A 20,265-nucleotide genomic window follows, 5' to 3' on the forward strand; every position below is an offset into this window, starting at 1 on the left:
CCCGGCTACCGGGGACCGGACGACGCCGAGGACCGGCGGCGGGATCGGGGAGGCACATGGCGCGGGAACCGGGCCCGGCGGCGTTGTGGCTGGTGCGGCACGCGGAGAGCATGGGCAACGTCGCGGACGCGGCCGCGCAGGACAGCGGCGCGGGCCGCCTCGAGCTCGACGTCCGCGACCCCGACGTCCCGCTGTCCCCCACCGGTGAGTCGCAGGCGGACGCACTGGGCCGCTGGTTGGCCGGCCTGCCCGCGGACGAGCGCCCCACCACGGTCCTGAGCTCGCCGTTCACCCGCGCCGCCACGACCGCGCAGCGGGTCCTCGACGCGGGCGGGCTGGACCTGACGATCCGGTACGACGAGCGGCTGCGGGAGCGGGACTTCGGCGCCTTCGACGGCATGACCGGCGCCGGGATCCGGGCCGAGTACCCGGACGAGGCCCGCCGCCGCGCGCTGCTCGGCAAGTTCTACTACCGCCCGCCGGGCGGGGAGAGCTGGGCCGACGTCGCCCTGCGGATCCGCAGCCTGCTCGCCACCGAGGCGCTGCGGCACGACGGCGAGCGGCTGCTGTGCGTCTCCCACCAGGCGGTGCTCATGGTCTTCCGGTACGTGCTGGAGGAGCTGTCCGAGGCGGAGCTGCTGGAGATCGACCAGGGGGAGCCGGTCGCCAACACGTCGGTGACCCGGTACGTCCGCGGGGACGGCGGGTCCTTCCGGCTGGTCGAGTACAACGCCGTTCCGCACCTGGCGGCCGACGAGCACGACGCCGGCGCCCCGGTCACCGAGGAGAACGATGTCCCGTCCCCGGCGTGAGTCGACCCTGGTCACCGCCAAGGTGCTCCGCGGCTGGCGGCTGCCCGAGCCGACGGGGGGCAAGGACTCGCGCGGGTCGGTCCTCGTGGTCGGCGCGAGCACGGAGACCCTGGGCGCGGTGCTGCTCGCCGCCGAGGCGGCGCTGCGCTCCGGAGCGGGGAAGCTGCAGGTCGCCGTCCCGTCGAAGGTCGCGCCGCACGTGTCCATCTCGCTGCCCGAGGCCCTGGTGCGGGGTCTGCCGTCCACCGAGGAGGGCGCCATCCGCGCCTCGTCGGCCGAGCTGGTGCTCGACCTGGCGCAGAAGGCGTCGGCGGTGCTGATCGGTCCGGGCATGGCCGACGAGGCGGAGACGCGGGGGCTGGTGGAGGCGCTGCTGCCCGAGCTGGAAGGGCCGGTCGCGCTGGACGCGCTCGGGCTCGCCGCCGTCACCGCCGACCCCCGCTGCATGCACCACCTGGAGGGCCGCGCCGTCCTCACGCCGAACCCGACGGAGCTCGGGATCGCGCTGCACACCGGACCCGACGACCTCGCCGAGGACCCGGCCGGCGCCGCCCGGGAGCTCGCGGAGAAGTCGCGGGCCGTCGTGGGCCTGGGCGGGGAGACCAGCTGGATCGCTGCCCCCGACGGCCGGCTGTGGGAGGACGAGACCGGCGGCGCCGGGCTGGGGGTGTCGGGCTCGGGTGACGTCCGGGCGGGCATCGTGGCCGGGCTGCTCGCACGCGGTGCCGAGCCCGCGCAGGCCGCGGTCTGGGCCGCCTACGTGCACGGCCGGGCGGGGGAGCGGCTGGCCGCGCGGGTCGGCCGGCTGGGGTTCCTGGCCCGCGAGCTGCCGCCGGAGGTGCCGCGGGTGCTCGCCGAGGTCGATCTCTGACCGCGGCGGGGCTGCTGGCTCCGGAGCGCCGGATGGGCCAGCCTGACCCGGTGACGACGACCCCGGAGACGGGCCGCCCGGCGGCCGAGGTGCTCGAGGCGGAGCTGGTGGCCAGGCCGGGCGGCCGGTTGCTGCGCAGCACCCGGTTCCTGGCCGCGTTCATCGCGGAGCTGGCGATGGGCCTGCTGCCCGCACCCTCGCTGAGCGACGTCGTCGTCACCCGGCGGGACGACGGCACCGAGGTCCTGCGGGTGCCGGCGGGCGACCCCACCGTGCCCGGCGACATGCTGCGCCTGGTGCAGCGGCAGCTGGCCGAGCAGGACCTCCCCACCTTCCTCGCCGGATGGGGACCGACCGGCCGGGCGTGAGCTCCTCCGCGGGGTGGGGTAGACACGACCTCTCGCCGTGGGACCGGCCCGCGGAATGCGCAAGGAGCAGCAGGGTGGCGGACCACTACATCGGCGAACTGGACTTCGGGTCCCCGGAGATCGACGAGCAGGCGTTCGTGGCGCCGACCGCGGTCGTGGTCGGCAAGGTGACGATGGGCCCGCGGTCGAGCATCTGGTACGGAGCCGTGGCCCGGGCCGACGCCGAGGTCATCGAGATCGGCGCGGACTCCAACGTGCAGGACGGCTCCACGCTGCACAGCGACCCCGGCTTCCCCCTGGTGCTGGGCGAGCGGGTCACCGTCGGGCACGGCGTGGTGCTGCACGGCTGCCGGGTCGACGACGAGGTGCTCGTCGGGATGGGCAGCACCGTGCTTAACGGCGCGCACATCGGGACCGGGTCGATCATCGCGGCCGGCGCCGTGGTCACCCAGGGCACCGAGATCCCGCCGAACTCCCTGGTCGCCGGGGTGCCGGCCAAGGTCCGCCGGCAGACGAACGAGGACGACGTCGCCGCGATCAAGGCGAACGCGGTCAGCTACACCGACCGGATCGACCGGCACCGCGCCGTCCGCCGGCTGTCCTGACCGTGTCCGGCGACGGCCCGGACGCGGGCGGGCAGGCGACCGCGCTGCTGCGCACCGCGTACCTGCTCACCGGCGACCGGGCCGCCGCCGAGGACCTGGTCCTGGCCGTGCTGGTGGCCGGGGGGACGGTCGACCGCCGCCGGCTCGTCACCGAGCACCTGCGCCGCAGCCGGCGCGAGGGGGTCGTGGAGGCCACCGCGGCGTTCAGCTGGCCCGGCGCCGCCCGGCCGGCGACGCCCGGCCCCGGCCCGGTGGCCGCGGCCCTCGCCCGCCTGCCGGCGCGGACGCGGGCGGTGCTGGTGCTCCGGTACGGCGAGGACTTGCCCGATGAGGTGGTCGGCCCGGCGGTCGGCCGGCCGGCGGCGGTCGCCGGGCTGGCCGGCCAGGGCCTGGCCCGGCTCGCGGAGCTGCTCGGGGAGCCGGACGTCGAGGCGGCGCTGCGCCGGGACCTGTCGCACCGGGCCGCCGAGGTCGACGGGGCGGCACCGGCCGGGCTGCTCGACCGCGTGGCGGCCGACCGGCGGGCGCAGCGGAGCCACCGCGCCGGCCTGGCGGCGCTCGCGGTCCTCGGCGCCGCCGTGGTCCTCCTGGTGCTGCTCACGGTGGGCTGAGGACAGTGGGTCGAGGACGGTGCGCGTCCCGATCCGCGTGCTCGGATGCCCCCGTGGACGCCTGGACGACCCCGCAGCGCTGGCCTCGGTGATCTGCCTGCGGGCCGTCGACGAGCTCGCCCGGCGCCCGGCCCGGTGACGGTCAGACGCGGTACTGGCGCACCAGCGGGCAGCTGAACGGGTCGCGCTCGGCCAGCCCGACCTGGTTGAGGTACTTGACCACGGTGGCGTACGAGCCCAGCAGCGAGGTCTCCGTGTAGACCACCCCGGAGCGGGCGCAGAAGTCCCGCACCAGCGGCTGGGCGAGCTTCAGGTTGGGGCGCGGCATGCTCGGGAAGAGGTGGTGCTCCACCTGGTAGTTGAGGCCGCCCATGAACAGGTCGGTGAACCGGCCGCCGCGGATGTTGCGCGACATCAGCACCTGGCGGCGGAGGAAGTCGACCTTGGCCTGCTCCGGCACGAGCGGCATGCCCTTGTGGTTGGGCGCGAACGACCCGCCGAGCAGCACGCCGAACACCGCGAGGTTGACCCCGATGAACGCGGCGGCGATGCCGGCCGGCAGCAGCAGGAAGACGGCCGCCACGAAGCCCGCCAGCCGGACGCCGATGATCCCGAGCTCCAGCCACCTGTGCGGCATGTCCTTGCGCTGCCACAGCGTCTGGACGCTGGCCACGTGCAGGGCCACGCCCTCCAGGGTGAGCAGCGGGAAGAACGCCCAGCCCTGGTGGCGGGTGAACCACGCGGCCACCCCGGTGCGCCCCCGGGCGGCCTCGGGGTGGAAGGCCAGCGGGCCGGGGCCGATGTCGGGGTCCTTGCCGACCTGGTTGGGCGCGTTGTGGTGCTTGTTGTGCTTGCCCATCCACCAGCCGTAGCTCAGCCCGGCGAAGCCGCAGGACAGCACCCGGGCGGCCCAGGCGTTCGCCGCGTGGGAGGCGAAGACCTGCCGGTGGGCCGTGTCGTGGCCGAGGAAGCCGAACTGGGTGCAGACCACGGCCAGGACGGCGGCCGGCACCAGCTGCCACCAGGTGTCCCCGAGCAGGACGACGGCCACCCAGGTGCTCACGAAGGCGGCGACGGTCAGGCCGATCACCCCGAGGTACCAGCCCCGCCGGCGGTTCAGCAGCCCGGCGTCGCGCACCTGCCGGGAGAGCTCGGCGTACCCGCTGACCTGGCGGTCGCGGGCGCGGCGGACGGTGGCCGCTCGAGGGGACGCCTCGAGTGCAGATGAGGTCATGGGTGCTCTCTGGAAGGGCCCCGCGGAGCAGGGCGGTGCCGTCGATCCGGCCGGAAGGAGTCCGCGCTACCGCATGGTTTGAGCACCGCGTGGACCTGACGGTAGGTGGCACACGACCGGCCCGCCACGCGGGCCGCGGATCGCCGACCGGCTCGGGCAGGCTGTCGGCGTGCGCGCACTCGTGTTCGAGGAGTTCGGCGGTCCGCTGACGGTGCAGGAGGTCCCCGACCCGCGGCCGGCCCCGGACGGCGTGGTCGTGGAGGTGGGGGCGAGCGGGATCTGCCGCAGCGACTGGCACGCCTGGTCGGGGCACGACCCCGACGTCGACCTGCCGCACGTGCCCGGTCACGAGCTGGCCGGCACGGTGGCCGCGGTCGGCGCGCGGGTCCGGTCCTGGGCGGTGGGCGACCGGGTCACCGTCCCGTTCGTGTGCGCCTGCGGGCGGTGCGGCCCCTGCCGGGACGGCGACGGGCAGGTGTGCCTGCGCCAGACCCAGCCCGGGTTCACCCACTGGGGCTCGCTGGCCGGGTACGTCGCGCTCGACGCCGCCGACGTGAACCTGGTCGCGCTGCCCGCGGACATGCCGTTCAGCACCGCCGCCAGCCTGGGCTGCCGGTTCGCCACCGCCTTCCGTGCCGTCACCGGGGTCGGCCGGGTGCGGCCGGGGGAGTGGGTGGCGGTGCACGGCTGCGGCGGGGTGGGGCTCTCGGCGGTCCAGGTCGCGGTCGCCGCCGGGGCCCGGGTCGTCGCCGTCGACGTGGCGGCGGGCGCCCGGGAGCTGGCGACGGCGTTCGGCGCGGAGCACGTCGTCGACGGGTCGGTGGCCGACGTGCCGACGGCGGTCGTCGAGCTCACCGGCGGCGGCGCCTCCGTCTCCCTCGACGCGCTGGGTGCCGCGGTCACCTGCGTCAACTCCATCCGCAGCCTGCGCCGGCGCGGACGGCACGTCCAGGTCGGCCTGCTGCCCCCGGTTCTCGGCCGCCCGGAGATCCCGATGGAGGCGGTGGTCGCCGGGGAGCTCGCCGTGCTGGGCAGCCACGGGATGGCCGCCGCCGACTACCCGGCGATGCTCTCCCTCATCTCCGCCGGGCGGCTGCGCCCGGAGCTGCTGGTCACCCGGGAGCTCACGCTGGCCGACGCCGGGCCGGCGCTGGCGGGCGTGGGCGGCGAGCCGGGCATCGCCGTCGTCACCGCGTTCTGAGCACGGCCGGCACGGGGGACGGAGCCGTGCTCAACGGCCGCTGGAGGCGTGACCGATCCCGAGTGCCCGGGCCGTCGCCGTCATCGCCCGGGACATGCGGGACGGCATGGACGCCGGCTCGGGGATGGTGACCGGCCGGACCCGCCCGTTGTGCAGCGCGGCGATCCGCCAGGCGCCGTCATCCCGCACGGCGACGAGCGTCTGCCGCGAGAGCCGCCGCTCCGGCAGCCTGGCCCGCCAGGGCATGAGCACGGAGCCGGTCGCGTGCAGGACGGCGACGTCGGGGCGCAGGTGGCGGATCGACTCGACGCGGCCGACGAGCGCGGAGCCGGTCAGCACGCCGCGGAACAGCCGGTCGTGGTTGTCGACCACGGCCTGTCGGCCGCGCGCGTGCGTGCCGTCGTAGGACACGTAGTCGGCGTCCTCGGTGAAGCACGCCCCGTAGGCGTCCGCGTCGCCGGCCGTCCAGGCCGCGCACATCCGGTCGAACAGCTCGGTCAGCGTCGCGTCTGCAGCCCTGGCGACGATCGCCATCAGGAGTCCTCCTCCGCTCGGTCCGGACGGGTGGGCCTGCGCCCGGCGGCGCGGTCGGTGCCGCCGAGGAGCGCGCGGCCGCGGAGCCGGGTCGTGCGCTCCTGGAGCTCCTCGGTCGCGCGGGCCAGGAAGGTCAGCACCGCGTCGACCTGGTCCGGGGTCATGCCGTCGGTGAGACGGTCGAGTGCCGGGCCGTTCTCCGCGAAGACGGCGGCGACCTCCCCGACCCGCTCCGGGACGGGTTCCAGCAGTTGCCGCCGTCCGTCGGCCGGGTCCGGACGGCGGCGCACGAAGCCGGCCGCCGCCAACCGGTTGACGACCCCGGTGACGGCGCCCGTGGTGAGCCCGGTCATCGCGGCGAGCCTGCTGCCGGTGAGCTCGCTGTGCTGCAGCAGCAGGTCGAGGCACTTGTGGTCGGAGGGCCCGAGCCCGAGCCGCTCGGCGATGGCGTGGTGGTAGAGCACCGTGGCCGTGCTGTGCCGGCGGGTCAGCTGCGCCAGGCGCGCCAGGTGCGCGTCGCTCCCTCGAGCCATCCACCTCACCAACTCGCTTAGAAACTAAGCGAGATTGTGCATGGCCTGCCACCTCCCGTCAACCGTGGACAGCGGTGCGCCGACCTGGCATCGCCGTCGTCACCGCGGTCCGAGGCCGCTCCCGGCGCGGCGACTCGCGGTACGACCCGGGGCCCGTGCTCCACACTCGGGAGGTGCAGGAGGAGGGCAGCACGCGCGCCACCCCGACCGGCGCCGGCGTGGACCGGCTGCTGCTCGGGGGTGGTCGCCGGTACACCCGGGCGCAGGTCGCCGAGCTGTCCGGCATGCCGCCGGACCGCTTCGGCCGGCTGTGGCACGCGCTGGGCTTCCCCGAGGCCGCCGAGGACGACGTGGTGTTCACCGACGACGACGTCACCGCGCTGCGCACGCTCGCCGATCTCGTCGACGCCGGGTTCGTCGCCCCGGGCACCGAGGCGTCGTTCGCCCGGGCGCTGGCGCAGCCGCTGGCGCGGCTGGCGGACTGGCAGACGGCCCTGCTCACCGGCGCCCTGGCCCGTGACCGCGCCGGGCGGCCCGACGGGTCGCACCCCGCGCCCTGGGACGTGCCACCCACGGCCGACGCGCTGCTGACCCTGCTGGGCGGGGTGCAGGACTACGTGTGGCGCCGGCACCTGGCCGCCGGGGTCGAGCGGGCACCGATGGCGCCCGCTGCCGGCGAGGTGCGCGTGCTGGCGGTCGGCTTCGCCGACCTCGTCGGCTACACCACCCGCACGCGCGGCATGAGCGGCGCCGAGCTGGGGGTCATGGTCGAGGACTTCGAGGCGACCGCCGCCGAGGTGGTCGCCCGCGGTGGTGGCCAGGTGGTGAAGAACGTCGGGGACGGGGTGCTGTTCACCGCCACCGACCCGGCCGCCGCGGCGGAGATCGGGTTGTCGCTGCCCGAGCGGTGGGCGGCCGGGGACCGGCCGCCGCTGCGGGTCGGCCTGGCGCACGGCCGGGTGCTCACCCGGCTCGGGGACGTGTACTCGTCGGTGGTGAACCTGGCCAGCCGGCTGACCACCGTGGCCCGCGCCGGCAGCGTGCTCGTCGACCGGGAGCTGGCCGCCCGGCTGCAGCGGCACCCCCGCTACCGGGTCGTGCCGCTGCAGCGCCGCTCGGTGCGCGGCTTCGAGGACCTGCAGCCGTGGCTGGTCAGCCGCCGTAGGGGGGACGACGCGCAGCCCTGAGCGCGCGGGTCAGCCGGTCGGCTCCGCCGTCTCCGCGGGGGCGTCGCTGGTGGGAGCCGGCGCGCTGGTGGTGGCCCGGGAGCGCGGAGGCGCCGAGGTCGTCGACTCCTCCTCGTCGTCCGTCGGCGGAGCCGCGGTGGTGGGGGTCTGCCGGCCGGTGGTCGTCGGGGCGGTCGGCTCCGTGCTGGTGGTGTCCGCCGGGTCGCTCGTCGGCGCTGCGGGGTCGGGAGTCTGTGCCGGCGTCGACTCCGGGCCCGGGACCGGGCTGGTGGGCGGGGGCAGCACGTCGGACGCGGGTACCCGCAGGGTCTGACCACTGGTGGTGGTCACCGTCGTGTACTCCACCGGGTCGGGTCGCACCGCGACGTAGAGCGCGAACAGCAGCACGAACAGCAGGCCGAGCGCCAGGGTGGAGGTGCGGGCCCGGCCGATCCGGGCGGGCAGCCGCCCGCCCGGGAAGAGCCGCGAGTGCCGGGTGGCCGGCACGGCGGCGACGGCGGGCTGCACCGCGGTCTGCTGCTGCACCGTGGTCGGCAGGTCGTCCTGCGAGTGCCGGGGGCTCATGCCGCTCCTCCGCTGCGTGCCCGGTCCTCGGCCAGGGCCTCCTCCTGGACGCTCCGGGCGTCGCCGTCCCCGGTCGAGGTGGCGCGCAGCGCCACGCCCTCCCGGGAGAGCGCCAGCGCCACGCGCGCCCGGAGGTCACGCCCCACCTCGAACTGCTTGCCCGGCAGGGTCCGGGCCACCATCCGCAGGTTGACCTCGTCGAGGGCCAGGCTCTCCACGCCCATGACGCTGGGCGCGTCGAGCAGCAGCCGGTGCAGGCGGGGATCGTCGTACGCCTTCGTGCCCACCTCGCGGAGGACCTCCTGGACGCGGTTGACGTCGGTGGTGGCCGGGACCGGGACGTCGACGACCGCGCGGGCCCAGTCGCGCGAGAGGTTGACCACCTTGACGATCTGGCCGTTGGGCACGATCACGACCTCGCCGTTCACCGAGCGGAGGCGGGTGATCCGCAGCGTGACGTCCTCGACCGTCCCGTCCGCGGGGTCGCCGCCCCCGACGACCTGGATGGAGACGACGTCGCCGAAGCCGTACTGCCGCTCGGTGATCAGGAAGAAGCCGGCCAGCACGTCGCCGACGATCCGCTGGGCACCGAAGCCGAGGCCCACGCCGAGCACCGTGGCCGGCGCGACCAGCCCGGTGACCGGGACGCCGAGGGTCTCCAGCACGAAGAACAACGCGATCGACCAGATCAGCACGATCCCCGCCCAGGTGATCACCTGGGTCAGCGAGTGCCGGTGCTTGGCCGCCTCCGAGCGCACCAGGGCGTCGGAGCCGGTGTAGCTGGCGTCGATCCGGTCGGTGATCCGGTTGCCTGCCCAGCTCACGAACCGGGCCAGCAGCGTGGCCCCGAGCAGGATCAGCAGGGCCTCGAGACCGGCCCCGCGGAACCAGTTCCAGACGTCCTCTAGCGCTTCGATCGGTGCACCTCCATCCCGGACCCATCTTGGCCCGTCGCCCCGGTCACATGCGCCCCGGGGGGCCGTCCGGTGTCCCGCGGATGCCGCCCCGGGGCGAGCCGGTGATGACTCTGGGTGATGAAGTCGAGATCAACTCGGTTTGCGGCCGCTCCCTTCCCAGCGCACGGTGGAGAACGACCGGTCCCCAGCCCCAGGGCCGCCGTCGCTGTCGTACCGACCTGAGGAAGGGAGAGGCGCCCGACCAGAGCGCCGCATCCACCCGTGAGCACATCCCCCGCACCGCATGGGGGCGAGCGACCTCCGCTCGTCACGTACAGTGATCAGACGATCGCGGACGCGCACCCGGCGTTGGCCGAGCCACCGGCTCCGGCGGCCGATCGGGGTGGGCTGGACACGGTCGTCTTCGGCGTGGCCGCCGTCGTCGCGCTGGCCTTCGTCGCCTGGGGGTTCGCCTCCCCGGCCGGACTCGGCGGGGCGAGCACCACCGCGCTGGTCTGGATCGAGAAGAACCTGGGCTGGCTGTTCGTGACGCTGGCCTCGGCGTTCGTCGTCTACGTCCTGTGGCTGGCGGCCAGCCGGTACGGCCGGATCCCGCTGGGCCGCGACGGCGAGGCGCCGGAGTTCCGGACCGTCTCCTGGATCGCGATGATGTTCAGCGCCGGCATGGGGATCGGGCTGATGTTCTACGGCGTCGCCGAGCCGCTGGCCCACTACGTCACCCCGCCGCCGGGCACCGTCGAGGGGGAGAGCGCCGAGGCCGTCCGGACGGCGATGGCCACCACGCTGTTCCACTGGACGCTGCACCCGTGGGCCATCTACGCCGTCGTCGGCCTGGCGATCGCCTACGGCACCTTCCGCCGCGGCCGCCGGCAGCTGATCAGCGCCGCGTTCGCCCCGCTCATCGGCCGCCGCCGCACCGAGGGCCCGGCCGGGAAGCTGATCGACGTCCTGGCCGTCTTCGCCACCCTGTTCGGCTCGGCCGCCTCGCTGGGGCTGGGCACGCTGCAGATCGGCTCGGGCGTGGAGATCCTCGGCTGGGCCGGGGACGTCGGCAACGGCTTCCTGGTCGCCATCATCGCCGTGCTCACCGCGGCCTTCGTGGCCAGCGCGGTGTCCGGGGTGGCCCGCGGCATCCAGTGGCTGTCGAACACCAACATGGTGCTGGCCGTCGTCCTGGCCCTCTTCGTCTTCCTGGTCGGCCCGACGGTGTTCATCCTCAACCTGCTGCCCGAGGCGATCGGCGCGTACGCGTCCGACCTCGGCGCGATGGTCGGGCGCACCGAGGCCACCGGCGGCGACGCCACCGCGACCTGGCTGCGCGGCTGGACCGTCTTCTACTGGGCGTGGTGGATCAGCTGGACGCCGTTCGTCGGGCTGTTCATCGCCCGGATCAGCCGCGGCCGGACCATCCGCCAGTTCGTCACCGGGGTGCTGCTGGTGCCCAGCGTGGTGAGCCTCTTCTGGTTCGCCGTCTTCGGTGGGGCGGGCATCCGGGCGCAGCAGGACGGCGTCGACGTCGCCGGGCAGTCGACCTCGGAGGGCCAGCTGTTCGGCGTCCTCGGGCAGTTCCCCGCTGCCACCGTCATGACGGTGCTCGTCGTGCTGCTGGTGTCGATCTTCTTCGTGTCCGGCGCCGACGCGGCCTCGATCGTCATGGGCTCGCTGTCCGAGGGGGGCACGCTGGTGCCGAGCCGGCGGATCGTCGTCTTCTGGGGCGTCGTGATGGGCGCGGTCGCGGCGATCATGCTGCTGGTCGGCGGGGACGACGCCCTCACCGGGCTGCAGAACCTGACGATCATCGCGGCGCTGCCGTTCGCGCTGGTCATGGTCGGCATGGCCGTCGCGCTGGCCAAGGACCTGCGCTCCGACCCGCTGGTCCTGCGGCGGGCGTACGCCACGGGCGCCGTCGAGCAGGCCGTCGTCAAGGGGATCACCCGGCACGGCGACGACTTCGGGCTGGTGGTCGAGCCCGCCCCGCCTCCGGAGGCGACGCCCAACACGGTCGCCCCGCTCCCCGAGGACGTCCCGGCCGGCCGCCCGCGGGGCTGAGCCCCTCCGCCGTTGTGCGCTCATGGCTGCCTCACGCGGGCTGAGGCGACCGTGCGCGCACAACGGCGAGCCCACGGGCAGGGCGCCGGGTCCTTGCGCGGCCCCGGCACCATGAGCGGATGACCGACGTCGTCGCCCGTGCCCGCGCCCTCGCCGACGACCTGCTGTTCCCCGCCGCCGCGGCGGTCGAGGCGGCCGGCGCCGTGCCGGCCGGCTCCCTGGACGCGCTCGCCGCGGCCGGCCTGTACGGCCTCACCGGCCCCGCCGACGCCGGCGGGCTGGACGCGGACCCCGCCACGGTCGCCGCGGTCGTGGAGGAGCTCGCCGCCGGCGACCTGACGACGACGTTCGTCTGGCTGCAGCACCTCGGCGTCGCCGGCATGCTCGGGGACGGCTCGGCGGAGCTGCGGCGGACGTTCCTCGCCGACCTGTGCGCCGGCCGCCGCCGGGCGGGCATCGCGCTGCAGGCCGCGGTCCGCCCCGGGCCGCCGGCGATCCGGGTGCGCCGCGAGGCGGAGCAGCTCGTCCTGGACGGCGCCGTCCCGTGGGTGACCGGATGGGGGCACGTCGACCTGCTCCTGGTGGCCGCCCGGGACGGGGACCAGGTGTGCTTCGTGCTCGTCGACGCGGTGGCCGGGCCCAGCCTCGGCGTGACCCCGCAGCGGATGGTCGCGGTCGAGGCCAGCGCCACCGTGGAGCTCGTGCTCACCGGCCACCGGGTGCCCGCGGGCCGGCTGCTGGTCGCCGTCCCCCTGGCCGACCTGCTCGCCGGCGACCCGGCGGGGCTGCGGCTCAACGGCTCGCTGGCGCTCGGCCTGGTCGCGCGCTGCGCCCGGCTGATCGGCCCCTCACCACTGGACGGCGACCTCGCCGCCGCGCGGGCCCGGCTCGACGCCGCGGGTCCGGAGGAGCTGCCCGCCGCCCGGGCGCACGCCTCCGCGCTGGCCCACCGCGCCGCCGGGCTGCTGGTGGCGGTCACCGGCAGCCGGGCCGTGCTGGCGGGTGCGCACGCCCAGCGGCTGGCCCGGGAGGCGCTGTTCCTGCTGGTGTTCGGCTCACGGCCGGCGATCAAGCAGGCGCTGGTCGCCGAGCTCGGCGGCTGAGGACGGCTCGTCGATGGCCCCTCTGCAGGGCCCCGCCGCGAGCTCGCGAGGGGTGGGGGGCAGAGGGGTCCTTCATCTACCGCAGCCGGCGGACCGGCACCACCATCGGCGTGCCGGACACCGGGTCGGGGACCACCCGCGCCTCCAGCTCGAAGACGTCGGCGAGCAGCTGCTCGGTGAGCACCTCGCGCGGCGTGCCCGAGGCCACCAGCACGCCGTCCTTCATCGCGACCAGCCGCTCGGCGTACCGGGCGGCGAGGTTGAGGTCGTGCAGCACGACGACGACGGTGCGCCCCCGCTCGGTGTGCAGCCGGCCGATCAGCTCCAGGACGTCGACCTGGTGCGCCAGGTCGAGATAGGTCGTGGGCTCGTCCAGCAGCAGCAGGTCGGTGCCCTGGGCCAGCGCCATCGAGATCCAGGCGCGCTGCCGCTGGCCGCCGGAGAGGGCGTCGACCGGGGCGTCGGCGTGCTCGGCCATGTCGGTCCAGGTGAGGGCCTCGGTGACGATCGCCTCGTCGTCCGAGGACCACTGGCGCAGCCAGGTCTGGTGCGGGTGCCGCCCTCGGGCCACCAGGTCGGCGACGGTCAGCCCCTCGGGGGCGAGCGGGGTCTGCGGCAGCAGGCCCAGCACCTTGGCGACCTCGCGGGTGGGGGTGGCGGTGATCGCCCGGCCGTCGAGCAGCACGGTGCCCTCGGTGGGCCGCAGCAGCCGCCCCAGCGCGCGCAGCAGGGTGGACTTGCCGCAGCCGTTGGGCCCGACGATCGCGGTGAACGACCCGTCGGTGAGCCCGAGGTCCAGCTGCTCGACGACGACCTTCTCGCCGTAGGCGAGCCGGACGCCGTCGGCGGCCAGCCGGACGGCGGGCGCCGCGCCGGTGGAGGTCCCGGCGGAGGGGGAGGTCAGGGCAGTCACAGGGTCGATCGCCGCCTTCCGCGGACGAGGAGCCAGAGCAGGTAGGGCGCGCCGACCACGGCGGTGACCACACCGACCGGGAACGTCTCGGGGAACGCGGTCCGGGCGACCAGGTCGCTGAGCACCAGCAGCAGCGCGCCGAGGAGCGCCGAGGCGACCAGCGGCGGCCGGGAGCCGCCGGTCAGCCGGACGGCGATCTGCGGGACGACCAGCGCGACGAACTGGATCGGGCCGGCCGCGGCGACCGCGAACGCCGCCAGGCCGACCGCGACGAGCACGACGGTGCCCTGGGCGAGCGGCACGCGGATCCCGAGGCCGCGGGCGGTCTCGTCGCCGAACTGCAGCACCCCGAGCACCCGGGTCAGTGCCAGGGCGGCGGGGAACAGGACCAGCAGCGCCAGCGCCAGCGGCAGCGCCTGGCCCCAGCCGCGGCCGTGCAGCGACCCGGAGATCCACACGTTGGCGGCCGCCGCGTCGGTGATCTCGCTGCGGGTGAGCAGGTAGTTGACCAGCGCCTGGGCGAACGCCGACAGGCCGACGCCGACCAGCACCAGCCGGTACCCGTCGATGCCCTTACGCCAGGCCAGGCCGAAGATCAGCGCCGCCGCGGCCAGTGCGCCGAGCAGCGCCGCGGCCGGCGTCCCGAACCCGCCCAGGACGGCGCCGGCGCCGCCGGCCCCACCGAGCACGATGAGCGCCACCGCGCCGACGGCCGCGCCGCCGGTGACGCCGAGGATGTCCGGGCTGGCCAGCGGGTTGCGGGCGAAGGTCTGGATGAGCGCGCCGGAGACGCCCAGGGCCAGGCCGACCAGCAGGCCGACGACGATCCGCGGGGCGCGCAGCTCCGTCACGATGAACCGCTGGGTGTCGTCACCCGCTCCGACCAGGGCGCCGAGCACCTCCGGCACGCTGATCGGGAAGTCGCCGCGGCCCAGGCTGACCGCGCAGGCGAGCACCAGGGCGGCCAGCACGGCCAGCGGGACGGCCAGCGGGCGGAGCCGGTAGGCGCCGGAGACGGGACCGACCCGCAGCGCGCGACGCGGCCGGGCAGAGGTCCCCGGCGTCCGGGTGGGGGCGGTGAGCGTCACAGCTGCGCCAGCCGGCGGCGGCGGACCAGGGCGACGAAGAACGGCGTGCCGACCACCGCGAGCACGATCCCGACCTGCAGCTCGCCGGGGCGGGCCACGACGCGGCCCAGCACGTCGGCGACCAGCAACGACACCGCGCCCAGCAGGCCGGCGTAGGGGACCAGCCACCGGTGGTCGGGGCCGGTGATCGCCCGGGCGACGTGCGGGACGACCAGCCCGACGAACGCGATCGGCCCGCAGGCGGCGGTGGCGGCGCCGGTGAGCAGGGTGGTCGCGGCCAGCCCGGTGGCTCGGGCCAGCCAGATCCGCTGGCCCAGGCCCCGGGCGACGTCCTCACCGAGGCTGAGGGTGTTGAGCGCGGGGGCGTTGACCACCGCGAGCACCACGCCCAGCACGATGAACGGCGCGACCTGCGTGGCGATCGAGAGGTCCCGGCCGGCCAGCGCCCCGACGATCCAGAACCGGAAGGCGTCGAGGGTGGTCTGCTCCCGGATGGTCAGCGCCTGCACCAGCGCGAACAGCAGCGCGGTGAGGGCGGCGCCGGCGAGGGCCAGGCTGACCGGGGTCGCGCCGCCCCGGCCCGAGCCGCCGATCGCGAAGACCGCGACGCTGCCGAGCAGCGCGCCGGCGAAGGCGAACCACACGTAGCCGCTGGGCGAGGTGATGCCCAGCAGCGAGATGGCCAGCACCACGGCGAACGCGGCTCCGGCGGTGACGCCGAGCAGCCCGGGGTCGCCGAGCGGGTTGCGGGTGTGGCCCTGCATGAGCGCGCCGGAGATCCCGAGGGCGGCCCCGGCGAGCAGGCCGAGCAGCGTGCGGGGCACCCGCAGCTCCCGGACGATGATCGCGTCGTCGCCCGGCAGCGAGGAGTCGGTGAGCGCCTGCCAGACGGTGCCGAGCCCGATGGACCGGGTGCCGACGGCGGTGCTCAGCGCGCACGCGGCGAGTACCAGGAGGACGAGCAGCCAGAGCCCGCCCGTGCGCGACAGCCCGCCGCGCAGCAGGCCCCGACGGGGCTGGTCCGCCGTCTGGACGGGCCGGGTGGCCGTGCGCTGCGCCACGTGCGGCTCCTGGGGGACGGCGAACTGGTTAGGCTGACCTTACCTGCCGCCCCTGCTCAGCGCGGGGCGATCCCGGCCACGACCAGGTCGGCGAGCTCCCGGTAGGCGGCGGCGTCGTCCATCCCGGTGGCGGTGAGCACGTCGCCGCGGTGGATCGCCGCCATCACCTGGGCGACCGCGACCCCGACGAACGAGGCGTGCACCGGCCGCACGGTGCCGGCCGCGACGCCCTCGCCGACCAGCTGCTGCACCCGGCCGGCGGCCGCACGGGTGTTGCGCTCGTAGATCTCCCGGGCGGGTGCGAACGCGGCCAGGTCGGCGAAGAACGCCGGGGAGGCCGGCTGCAGCTGCTCGGCGACGGCGAGCAGGTAGGCGCTGATCCGCTCCCGGTGGTCGCCGGTCGAGGCGATCCGGGACTCCACGGCGGCGGTCGCGGTCTGGAAGAACCGCTTCACCGCGGACACCACCAGCTGCTCCTTGCTGGCCGCGATGCCGTACAGCGTGCTCTTCGAGCAGTGCAGCCGGCGGGCGAGGTCGTCGAGGGTGAACGACGCGAAGCCCTCCGCCAGCACGAGGGCGACCAGCTCGTCGAGCAGCTCCGCGCGCCGCCGGGTGCGGGCGGTGCGCGTGTCCAGCGATGTCATGGCGGCCTCCTCGGGGGGTGCCGGAGGGTAGCAACGGCCGGCGGTGGAGTACTCGTGGCAGTACTGCGTATCGTTCTCCAGTACCGAAGGCCGGACGACGTCGTCCGGCCGCTGCCGGAGGTGTGCCGTGCCCGTCCGTCGTCTCGTGCCCTCCCAGGAGGCCGCCGACCTCCTCGACCTGACCCGCCAGCTGGCCCGCGAGGAGCTCGCGCCGCGGGCGGCCGCGGACGAGGCCGCCGAGGCGTTCCCCCGCGACGTCTTCCGGACCCTGGGCCGCGCCGGGCTGCTCGGGTTGCCCTTCGCCGAGGAGCACGGCGGCGGCGGGCAGCCCTACGAGGTGTACCTGCAGGTGCTCGAGGAGCTGGCCGCGGCCTGGGCGAGCGTCGCCGTCGGCGTCAGCGTGCACGGGCTGTCCTGCGTCGCGCTGGCCACCGCGGGCACCCCCGAGCAGCAGCAGCGGCTGCCGGAGCTCCTCGGTGGCGAGCTGCTGGGCGCCTACTGCCTCTCCGAGCCGCACGCCGGCTCCGACCCCGCGGCCATGCGCACGCGCGCGGTGCGCGACGGCGACGACTACGTGCTCACCGGGGACAAGGCCTGGACGACGCACGGCGGGGAGGCCGACTTCTACACGGTGATGGCCCGGACCTCCGAGGACCGCTCGCGCGGCATCTCCTGCTTCCTGGTGCCCGGCGACGCGCCCGGCCTGTCCGCCGACGCCGCGGAACGCAAGATGGGGCTGACCGGCTCCACCACGGCGACCATGCGGCTGGACGGCGTCCGGGTGTCCGCCGACCGGCTGATCGGCGCCGAGGGGCAGGGGCTGGCGCTGGCGCTGGGCGCGCTGGACGCGGGCCGGCTGGGCATCGCCGCCGTCGCGACCGGCCTGGCGCAGCGCGCGCTGGACGACGCGGTCGCCTACGCCCGGGAGCGGGAGACCTTCGGCGCCCCGATCATCGAGCACCAGGGGCTCGCCTTCCTGCTCGCGGACATGGCCGCCGCCGTCGAGACGTCTCGCGCCGTGTACCTCGCCGCCGCCCGGCTGCGCGACGCCGGGCAGCCGTACGGGCAGCAGGCGGCGATCGCGAAGCTGGTGGCGACCGACAACGCGATGAAGGTGACCACCGACGCCGTCCAGGTGCTCGGTGGCTACGGCTACACCCGCGACTTCCCGGTCGAGCGGTACATGCGCGAGGCGAAGGTCATGCAGATCTTCGAGGGCACCAACCAGATCCAGCGGCTGGTGATCAGCCGGGCGCTGGCCCGGGACGACGTCCGGACGACGACCGTCACCCCCGGCACCCCCCTCGCCCTCGCCCGCTGAGGAGGGCGGCCGAAGTCGCGACTTCGGCCCCTAGGGTGGCGGCATGTGTCGGAACATCCACGTCCTGCACAACCTGGAGCCGGGGACGACGTCGGACGAGGTCCGCGCGGCCGCGCTCCAGTACGTGCGCAAGGTCAGCGGCTACGCCAAGCCCTCGCAGGCCAACCAGGCCGCCTTCGACCGGGCCGTCGCGGAGATCGCCCACGCCACCGAGCACCTGCTCGCCGACCTGGTCACCAGCGCGCCACCGAAGGACCGCGAGGTGCTCGCCGCCCAGGCCCGCGAGCGCGCGGCCGTGCGCTACGCCCGGGGATAGTCCCGCCTTTCCAGCTGGAATGGCGGGAGTCAGAGACTGGGGCCGGAGACCAGGTAGCGGTAGGCGGTGCTGCCGGGCTCCAGGTGCTGGATCCGCAGCGGCCCGGCGTCAATCCGGGCCAGCAGCGGCGCCAGGCCGGCCGGGCTGCCCAGCTCGATCCCGGTCAGCGCGGCGCCGGTCTCCCGGTTGTCCCGCTTGACGTACTCGAACAGCACGATGTCGTCGTCGGCACCGAGCACCTCGTCCAGGAAGCGCCGCAGCGCACCGGGCTCCTGCGGGAACTCGACCAGGAAGTAGTGCTTGAGCCCCTGGTGCACCAGTGACCGCTCGACCACCTCGGCGTACCGGCTGACGTCGTTGTTGCCGCCGGACAGCAGGCAGACGACCGTCTGCCCCGGCTCGACGGTCACCTGCCCGCCGGTCAGCGCCGCGGTGGCCAGCGCCCCGGCGGGCTCGGCGATCACCCCGTCGACCTGGTACAGCTCGAGCATCTCGGTGCAGACATGCCCCTCGGGCACGGTCACCAGCTCCGCGCCGCTGGCCTCGACCAGCGGGAAGGTGACCGCGCCGGCGCGGCGCACCGCCGCCCCGTCCACGAACGTGTCGATCGCGGGCAGGTCCACCGGCCGGCCGGCCGCGAGCGCCGCCGCCATGCTGGCCGCACCTGCGGGCTCCACCCCCACCAGCCGGGTGCCCGGGCTGTGCTGCCGCAGCCAGGTGGCGCAGCCGGCCAGCAACCCGCCGCCCCCGACCGGGACCACCAGCACGTCCGGCGGCGCACCGAGCTGGTCCAGCACCTCCACCGCCACCGTGGCCTGCCCGGCCACCGTGGGCAGCGCATCGAACGCGGGCACCAGCGTCGCCCCGGTCGTCGCCGCGGAGGCGGCCGCGGCCGCTGCGGCGTCGTCGTAGGTGTCCCCGGTGACGACCAGCTGGACGGCGTCCCCGCCCAGGGCCGCGATCCGCTGCCGCTTCTGCCGCGGCGTCGTCCCCGGGACGAAGACCCGGCCCTGGACGCCCAGCACCCGGCACGCGTACGCCACGCCCTGGCCGTGGTTGCCGGCGCTCGCGCACACCGCCCCAGCCGCGCGGCCGGCCGCGTCGAGCCGGCTGATCGTGTTGTACGCGCCGCGCACCTTGTACGACCGGCCGACCTGCAGGTCCTCGCGCTTGACCCAGACCTGCGCGCCGGTCAGCTCGGACAACCGCGCGTTGCGCTGCAGCGGGGTGCGCTCGGCCACGCCGGCCAGCCGCCGCACGGCCGCGTCGACCTCGGTGGCGAAGGCCGTGTCGGCGGAGGCCGTGTCGGCGGAGGCCGTGTCGGCGGAGGGCCGGCCGGCCGTGGGCAGGAACGCGTCGGGCATGCCCCGATCCTCACCGATGCGGCCGGCCCCGGCGGTCAGAGGCCGAAGAACGGGCCGCGCGTCGCCTCCTTCTCCGGCACCGGCGCGAAGACGTTGCCGGTCGTCGGCGGGGCGAAGTCCCGGGCGTTGCCGAAGATCCGCAGGAGCGGGCCGACCAGGGCGTCGTAGAGCGGCGGGAACAGCCGGAACCCCGCGATGATCAGCGGGTTGGTGAAGCCGGACTGCTTGAGCCGGCGGGGGTCGGCCACCCGGTCGACCACCGCCCGGGCGACCCGCTCGGGGGTGTAGACCGGCGGCGGCGGGTGGCCGGTGTTGCCCAGCACGGTCGCCGCCTGCTTGTAGATCGGCGTCGTCGTCCCGCCGGGCGCGACGGCGGAGACGTGCACGTCGGGCAGGTCGCGGAGTTCCTGCTGCAGGGTGCGGAGCAGCCCGAGCTGGCCCCACTTGGCGGTGACGTAGGCGCCCATCGTCGGCGTCGTCACCGAGGCGAGCAGCGAGCTGACGACGACGAGCGAGCCGCGCCGCTGCTCCCGGAACACCGGCAGCACCGCCTGGACCACGTGGAAGGTGCCCTGGATGGCGGTGTCCACGACCCGCTCGAAGACGTCGGGGTCGAGGTCCTCCAGCTTCCCGTAGGCCATCACCGTCGCGGAGTGGACGACGACGTCCAGCCGCCCGAACGTCCCGGTCGCCCGCTCGACCGCGGCCCCCACGGCGGCCGGGTCCAGGACGTCGCCCGGCACGCACTCGACCGCCCGCGCACCGGCGGCCCGGCACTCCTCAGCGGCCTCGGCGAGCGACGACGGGCTGCGGGAGAACAGCACCAGCGCGGCGCCGCGGCGGGCGAACGCCTGCGCGCTGGCGCGGCCGATGCCGCTGGAACCGCCGACGACCAGGACCACCTCGCCGTCGGCCGGAGGTGGTGGCGGGGTGGACCGGGATGCCGTCTGCTCAGCACTCACCGCCCGG

Annotated in this window: 22 protein-coding genes; 11 read left to right on the forward strand and 11 right to left on the reverse strand. The window is 75.6% G+C overall.

The genetic code is table 11. The features are described from left to right. The first annotated feature begins 56 nt into the window (after positions 1-56). From HL189_RS17605 to HL189_RS17625, 5 genes are all read left to right on the forward strand, one after another. Positions 57-812, forward strand: a complete 756-nt coding sequence (locus tag HL189_RS17605) for a histidine phosphatase family protein (protein ID WP_369135013.1) — start codon at positions 57-59, stop codon at positions 810-812. Next, positions 793-1,683 (forward strand): NAD(P)H-hydrate dehydratase, encoded by an 891-nt coding sequence (locus HL189_RS17610; protein ID WP_369135014.1) that lies wholly within the window; start codon positions 793-795, stop codon positions 1,681-1,683. The genes HL189_RS17605 and HL189_RS17610 overlap by 20 nt, the downstream gene beginning before the upstream one ends. A 50-nt stretch (positions 1,684-1,733) precedes the next feature. Further along, positions 1,734-2,051, forward strand: coding sequence for a hypothetical protein (locus HL189_RS17615; protein ID WP_369135015.1), 318 nt, complete (start codon positions 1,734-1,736; stop codon positions 2,049-2,051). Between the two features lie 74 nt (positions 2,052-2,125). After that, complete coding sequence (locus HL189_RS17620) at positions 2,126-2,656, forward strand: gamma carbonic anhydrase family protein (RefSeq protein WP_369135016.1); 531 nt, start codon at positions 2,126-2,128, stop codon at positions 2,654-2,656. Between the two features lie 2 nt (positions 2,657-2,658). Beyond that, entirely contained in the window at positions 2,659-3,267 is a 609-nt protein-coding gene (locus HL189_RS17625) for a hypothetical protein (protein ID WP_369135017.1), read from the forward strand. A 142-nt stretch (positions 3,268-3,409) separates the two neighbouring features. Here HL189_RS17625 and HL189_RS17630 read toward each other — a convergent pair whose 3' ends face one another. Continuing rightward, complete coding sequence (locus HL189_RS17630; protein WP_369135018.1) at positions 3,410-4,501, reverse strand: fatty acid desaturase; 1,092 nt, start codon at positions 4,499-4,501, stop codon at positions 3,410-3,412. A gap of 169 nt (positions 4,502-4,670) precedes the next feature. Here HL189_RS17630 and HL189_RS17635 point away from each other — a divergent pair, with 169 nt between their 5' ends. Continuing rightward, positions 4,671-5,702 carry an alcohol dehydrogenase catalytic domain-containing protein gene (locus HL189_RS17635; RefSeq protein ID WP_369135019.1) on the forward strand — a complete coding sequence of 344 codons (1,032 nt, stop codon included), beginning with the start codon at positions 4,671-4,673 and terminating at the stop codon, positions 5,700-5,702. A gap of 30 nt (positions 5,703-5,732) precedes the next feature. On the opposite strand, the gene HL189_RS17640 is transcribed toward HL189_RS17635, so the two are convergent. Next, on the reverse strand, positions 5,733-6,236 hold the full coding sequence (locus tag HL189_RS17640) for an SgcJ/EcaC family oxidoreductase (protein WP_369135020.1): 504 nt from the start codon (positions 6,234-6,236) through the stop codon (positions 5,733-5,735). Continuing rightward, complete coding sequence (locus HL189_RS17645) at positions 6,236-6,769, reverse strand: MarR family winged helix-turn-helix transcriptional regulator (RefSeq protein ID WP_369135021.1); 534 nt, start codon at positions 6,767-6,769, stop codon at positions 6,236-6,238. The genes HL189_RS17640 and HL189_RS17645 overlap by 1 nt, the downstream gene beginning before the upstream one ends. A gap of 155 nt (positions 6,770-6,924) precedes the next feature. Between HL189_RS17645 and HL189_RS17650 the strand changes: the two genes are divergently transcribed. Next, on the forward strand, positions 6,925-7,956 hold the full coding sequence (locus HL189_RS17650) for an adenylate/guanylate cyclase domain-containing protein (protein ID WP_369135022.1): 1,032 nt from the start codon (positions 6,925-6,927) through the stop codon (positions 7,954-7,956). 9 nt (positions 7,957-7,965) lie between these two features. Here the strand turns inward: HL189_RS17650 and HL189_RS17655 are convergent, their stop codons facing one another. Continuing rightward, entirely contained in the window at positions 7,966-8,520 is a 555-nt protein-coding gene (locus HL189_RS17655) for a hypothetical protein (protein ID WP_369135023.1), read from the reverse strand. Beyond that, entirely contained in the window at positions 8,517-9,344 is an 828-nt protein-coding gene (locus HL189_RS17660) for a mechanosensitive ion channel family protein (RefSeq protein ID WP_369135024.1), read from the reverse strand. The genes HL189_RS17655 and HL189_RS17660 overlap by 4 nt, the downstream gene beginning before the upstream one ends. Positions 9,345-9,785: 441 nt before the next feature. Here HL189_RS17660 and HL189_RS17665 point away from each other — a divergent pair, with 441 nt between their 5' ends. Beyond that, entirely contained in the window at positions 9,786-11,486 is a 1,701-nt protein-coding gene (locus tag HL189_RS17665) for a BCCT family transporter (RefSeq protein WP_369135025.1), read from the forward strand. A 119-nt stretch (positions 11,487-11,605) separates the two neighbouring features. Beyond that, on the forward strand, positions 11,606-12,589 hold the full coding sequence (locus HL189_RS17670) for an acyl-CoA dehydrogenase family protein (RefSeq protein ID WP_369135026.1): 984 nt from the start codon (positions 11,606-11,608) through the stop codon (positions 12,587-12,589). 76 nt (positions 12,590-12,665) lie between these two features. On the opposite strand, the gene HL189_RS17675 is transcribed toward HL189_RS17670, so the two are convergent. From HL189_RS17675 to HL189_RS17690, 4 genes are read right to left on the reverse strand one after another with little or no spacing between them, the layout of a single operon-like run. Next, complete coding sequence (locus tag HL189_RS17675) at positions 12,666-13,502, reverse strand: ABC transporter ATP-binding protein (RefSeq protein WP_369135027.1); 837 nt, start codon at positions 13,500-13,502, stop codon at positions 12,666-12,668. Next, positions 13,499-14,590: a FecCD family ABC transporter permease gene (locus HL189_RS17680; protein WP_369135028.1), complete on the reverse strand. Its 1,092-nt coding sequence runs from the start codon at positions 14,588-14,590 to the stop codon at positions 13,499-13,501. The genes HL189_RS17675 and HL189_RS17680 overlap by 4 nt, the downstream gene beginning before the upstream one ends. Further along, complete coding sequence (locus HL189_RS17685; RefSeq protein WP_369135029.1) at positions 14,587-15,651, reverse strand: FecCD family ABC transporter permease; 1,065 nt, start codon at positions 15,649-15,651, stop codon at positions 14,587-14,589. Before HL189_RS17685 ends, HL189_RS17680 begins: the two co-directional genes overlap by 4 nt. A gap of 56 nt (positions 15,652-15,707) precedes the next feature. Then, positions 15,708-16,295: a TetR/AcrR family transcriptional regulator gene (locus tag HL189_RS17690; protein WP_369135030.1), complete on the reverse strand. Its 588-nt coding sequence runs from the start codon at positions 16,293-16,295 to the stop codon at positions 15,708-15,710. 127 nt (positions 16,296-16,422) lie between these two features. Between HL189_RS17690 and HL189_RS17695 the strand changes: the two genes are divergently transcribed. Then, positions 16,423-17,616, forward strand: a complete 1,194-nt coding sequence (locus HL189_RS17695; protein ID WP_369135031.1) for an acyl-CoA dehydrogenase family protein — start codon at positions 16,423-16,425, stop codon at positions 17,614-17,616. Positions 17,617-17,659: 43 nt separating this feature from the next. Continuing rightward, positions 17,660-17,932, forward strand: coding sequence for a DUF2277 domain-containing protein (locus tag HL189_RS17700; protein WP_369135032.1), 273 nt, complete (start codon positions 17,660-17,662; stop codon positions 17,930-17,932). 29 nt (positions 17,933-17,961) lie between these two features. Here HL189_RS17700 and ilvA read toward each other — a convergent pair whose 3' ends face one another. Both ilvA and HL189_RS17710 read right to left on the reverse strand, forming a co-directional pair. Next, on the reverse strand, positions 17,962-19,296 hold the full coding sequence (ilvA, locus tag HL189_RS17705; RefSeq protein WP_369135033.1) for a threonine ammonia-lyase IlvA: 1,335 nt from the start codon (positions 19,294-19,296) through the stop codon (positions 17,962-17,964). A gap of 35 nt (positions 19,297-19,331) precedes the next feature. Beyond that, complete coding sequence (locus HL189_RS17710; RefSeq protein ID WP_369135034.1) at positions 19,332-20,258, reverse strand: SDR family NAD(P)-dependent oxidoreductase; 927 nt, start codon at positions 20,256-20,258, stop codon at positions 19,332-19,334. Between the last annotated feature and the right edge of the window lie 7 nt (positions 20,259-20,265).

Origin of the sequence: Modestobacter sp. I12A-02662 (assembly GCF_041028325.1) — a bacterium.
GTDB lineage: Bacteria > Actinomycetota > Actinomycetes > Mycobacteriales > Geodermatophilaceae > Modestobacter.

Excerpts from the sequence above, each read along its gene's own strand:
- HL189_RS17605 (WP_369135013.1), top strand. The coding sequence starts at position 57 with ATGGCGCGGGAACCGGGCCCGGCGGCGTTGTGGCTGGTGCGGCACGCG.
- HL189_RS17610 (WP_369135014.1), top strand. The coding sequence starts at position 793 with ATGTCCCGTCCCCGGCGTGAGTCGACCCTGGTCACCGCCAAGGTGCTC.
- HL189_RS17630 (WP_369135018.1), bottom strand. The coding sequence starts at position 4,501 with ATGACCTCATCTGCACTCGAGGCGTCCCCTCGAGCGGCCACCGTCCGC.
- HL189_RS17640 (WP_369135020.1), bottom strand. The coding sequence starts at position 6,236 with ATGGCGATCGTCGCCAGGGCTGCAGACGCGACGCTGACCGAGCTGTTC.
- HL189_RS17645 (WP_369135021.1), bottom strand. The coding sequence starts at position 6,769 with ATGGCTCGAGGGAGCGACGCGCACCTGGCGCGCCTGGCGCAGCTGACC.
- HL189_RS17655 (WP_369135023.1), bottom strand. The coding sequence starts at position 8,520 with ATGAGCCCCCGGCACTCGCAGGACGACCTGCCGACCACGGTGCAGCAG.
- HL189_RS17670 (WP_369135026.1), top strand. The coding sequence starts at position 11,606 with ATGACCGACGTCGTCGCCCGTGCCCGCGCCCTCGCCGACGACCTGCTG.
- HL189_RS17690 (WP_369135030.1), bottom strand. The coding sequence starts at position 16,295 with ATGACATCGCTGGACACGCGCACCGCCCGCACCCGGCGGCGCGCGGAG.
- HL189_RS17700 (WP_369135032.1), top strand. The coding sequence starts at position 17,660 with ATGTGTCGGAACATCCACGTCCTGCACAACCTGGAGCCGGGGACGACG.
- ilvA (WP_369135033.1), bottom strand. The coding sequence starts at position 19,296 with ATGCCCGACGCGTTCCTGCCCACGGCCGGCCGGCCCTCCGCCGACACG.